Annotated in this window: 4 protein-coding genes; 2 read left to right on the forward strand and 2 right to left on the reverse strand. The window is 39.5% G+C overall.

The window, feature by feature from the left end; translation table 11 throughout:
* A partial coding sequence (locus tag AC3LHT_RS10365) for a queuosine precursor transporter (protein ID WP_488662836.1) occupies positions 1–234 on the forward strand: 234 nt, incomplete at its 5' end.
* The gene (gene queF / locus AC3LHT_RS10370; RefSeq protein ID WP_290646600.1) at positions 221–607 is read left to right on the forward strand and encodes a preQ(1) synthase; all 387 of its coding nucleotides are present in this window, start codon (positions 221–223) and stop codon (positions 605–607) included. The genes AC3LHT_RS10365 and queF, both read left to right, overlap by 14 nt.
* Positions 608–683: 76 nt before the next feature.
* On the opposite strand, the gene xylA is transcribed toward queF, so the two are convergent.
* Together xylA and AC3LHT_RS10380 are read right to left on the reverse strand one after the other, a co-directional pair.
* On the reverse strand, positions 684–2,006 hold the full coding sequence (gene xylA, locus AC3LHT_RS10375; protein WP_488662837.1) for a xylose isomerase: 1,323 nt from the start codon (positions 2,004–2,006) through the stop codon (positions 684–686).
* A 1-nt stretch (position 2,007) separates the two neighbouring features.
* Positions 2,008–2,395: FGGY-family carbohydrate kinase (locus AC3LHT_RS10380; RefSeq protein WP_488662838.1), on the reverse strand; the 388-nt coding region annotated here is incomplete at its 5' end.

Below are 2,395 nucleotides of genomic sequence, written 5' to 3' on the forward strand. Positions count from 1 at the left end.
CTGTGGCTTCGAAATAACTTGTCCACCATGGTTTCGCAGTTTATTGATACCATCGTTTTTATAACCGTCGCATTTGCCGGAGCTGTTCCAGGCGTTGCACTCATGAATATGATATTCTCACAATACCTTTTCAAAATTTTCATTGCCATGATGGATACGCCTTTTGTTTATCTTGGAGTGAAAGCACTAACCGGGCATTGGGAAATAAAGGAGGAGCACTATGCCGAAAGCTGAAGGAAAGAGCTTTAATTTTGAAGGCAAAGAAAAGATCAGAGCCGATTTTCTTGAAGCGGTACCCTTTGATGGCCGCGAAGAATATATAAGGATTGATACAGAAGAATTTTCAGCAGTTTGCCCTTTCTCGGGGTTACCAGATATTGCGAAAGTAACCATTGAATATTACCCTGAAGGTGGCAAGATTGTTGAGTTGAAATCACTTAAATACTATTTCATAAGTTTTAGAAACGTTGGAGTTTACCAGGAAGAAGCAACGAAAATCATCTATGAAGATCTTAAAAAACTGCTTCAAACCAACAGAATAAAAGTCACTATGGTCTATAACATTCGGGGAGGCATTTTGACAACCACCACGATGGGAACTCTGTGAAATGTCAATTCCCCGGTTCACGAAAAATGCCTCCTTAAAAGTTAAAAGGAGGCATTTTTTTGTAAGGGAGGGGTACTCACTTTGCACCTGCCAATAAAATAGCCCTGTTGAGAAGCGTTTCAAGATATTCTTGACTTCCTGAAGGAAGCAAAATGCTTTCTTTATCGAGAATGTATCTTTCAAGATCATTAAAACTTGTATTCCCTTCAACAATCTTCTTCCCTATTCCCTGGTTGAAACTAGAATATTTTTCTTCTACAAATTTATCAAATCCCGAATTGATAAGTTCTTTAGCTGCTTTTAAACCCAACGCGAAAGAGTCCATTCCAGCGATATGTGCGATAAAAAGGTCATTTATATCCAAAGACTCTCTCCTGATTTTGGCGTCAAAATTCAAACCGCCAGGCTTAATACCCCCATTCTTTATTATTTCGTACATACCTAACGTGGTAATGTACAGGTCTGTTGGAAATTGGTCGGTATCCCATCCCAAAAACGAATCCCCCTGATTTGCATCGATACTTCCAAGCATATCGTTGATTCTCGCATACCGTAGCTCGTGATTGAAAGTATGACCAGCAAGTGTAGCATGGTTAACTTCCACATTGAACTTGAAATGCTTTTCTAATCCGTACTTCCTTAAAAAAGCCGTAGCGGTTGCCACATCATAATCATATTGGTGCTTTGTGGGTTCCATAGGTTTTGGCTCTATAAGAAGCTGCCCTTTAAATCCTATCTCGTCTGCATAATCAGCGGCCATTCTCAAAAACCGGGCAAGGTTATCAAGTTCCAATTGCATATCCGTATTCAACAAGGTTGTATAACCTTCCCTGCCACCCCAGAAAACATAACCATCACCATTAAGTTCTTTTGTGATCTCAATCGCCTTCTTAACTTGTGCTGCTGCGTAAGCAAATACATCAGCAGAACACGAAGTAGCAGCACCGTGCGCATATCTTGGGTGCCCAAAAAGATTTGCAGTTCCCCAGAGAAGCTTTAAACCTGATTCTTTCATCCTCGCTTTTAGGTAATCAACCACTTTATCCAATATTGCATTGGTTTCCCTCAATGTTTTTCCTTCAGGAGCTATATCACGATCATGAAAACAAAAGTAATTAACCCCGAGTTTTTCACAGAATTCCACAAGCGCATCGACTTTCATTAAAGCTTTGTCCAAGCTTGTTTTAGCATTATCCCATGGCCTGATAAAAGCTGGCGACCCAAACATATCCTGCCCATTTCCATTGAACGTATGCCAAAAAGCCACAGAAAATCTCAGGTAATCTCTCAGGGTTGTTTTTTCAAAAGGTTCATTTGGGTTGTAAAACTTGAACGCAAAAGGATTAGTACTGTTCTTACCTTCGAACTCTATCTTGTCAACTCCAGGAAAAAAAACCATATTATCCCCCCTTGTTCATTTCATCTAATTCTTGAAATCTTTCCTTCAATGATATATACAATTTTCTATATAGTTTTATCATTTTGTTGTAATGCTTCATATTGGATGATATGGGTTTGATGCTCTTTGTTACTTTGATCCAGCTTGATGTATCGATCCCGGAGCTTTCAGCCGCAAGTCTTGCAACGCCATAAGCGGCTCCTTCATCAACAGATAGCCTTTGCATAATTACTCCAAAATTATCCGATATTATTTGAGACCATATGTTGCTTTTTGAGCCACCACCAACGATTTTAATGCTATTTATCCTGTCACCAAGTTTTATGATAGATTCGTAGCCATCTCTTAAAGCATAAGCGACGCCCTCATATACTGATCGGAGAAGGTCT

It is taken from the genome of Kosmotoga sp., assembly GCF_982836095.1.

Bases quoted from the DNA above. Each gene is read 5' to 3' on its own strand.
- queF (WP_290646600.1), top strand. From the start codon at position 221: ATGCCGAAAGCTGAAGGAAAGAGCTTTAATTTTGAAGGCAAAGAAAAG.
- xylA (WP_488662837.1), bottom strand. From the start codon at position 2,006: ATGGTTTTTTTTCCTGGAGTTGACAAGATAGAGTTCGAAGGTAAGAAC.